Source organism: Brevibacillus panacihumi, assembly GCF_003710985.1.
GTDB classification, from domain to species: Bacteria; Bacillota; Bacilli; order Brevibacillales; family Brevibacillaceae; genus Brevibacillus; species Brevibacillus panacihumi.
In genome coordinates this window covers 1-428 of the sequence record NZ_RHHT01000042.1, presented here as the reverse complement: position 1 = coordinate 428, position 428 = coordinate 1, and the positions used below count along the sequence as shown (strand labels likewise).

Here is a 428-nt window from a genome sequence, read left to right as displayed (position 1 = left end):
GATGTCCGTGTCATGGTACAAAAAAGAAACGGTTCTGATTGGAAGGTGACGGGAATGCTGGCAAAAGTGGCTGGCAAGGGATATATCATCACTAATGTCAAGCGCAGCGGGGGCTATGTCCTGCCGTTATCCACGGCGATTGCGCGCTCCAATATCCCCAACTCTTCCTCTGCCGTAATCAATCGTCTGCGCCGAATTGCCCTGCTTGCTGCCAGAAGCCTATCTTCCTATTATACTGCCCAGCGCGTTTTTGGCTTTGACATGGGCATCGATGCAAAAGGAAAGGTCTGGATTATCGAAGCCAATCTGCGTCCGGATATTACGCTGTTTTCCAAACTGCGTGACAAGAGCATGTACCATACGATTCGCTCTTATAGAAGATAGAAAGAAAAGCAGTCCTCCCACGCATGATATGCTCCCCTTTAAGT

1 protein-coding gene is annotated in these 428 nt (G+C 49.1%); it reads left to right on the top strand.

What is annotated here, in order from left to right:
- The coding region (locus EDM58_RS18145; RefSeq protein ID WP_221175426.1) for a YheC/YheD family protein at nt 1-384 on the top strand (384 nt) is incomplete at its 5' end.
- Nucleotides 385-428 lie beyond the last annotated feature (44 nt).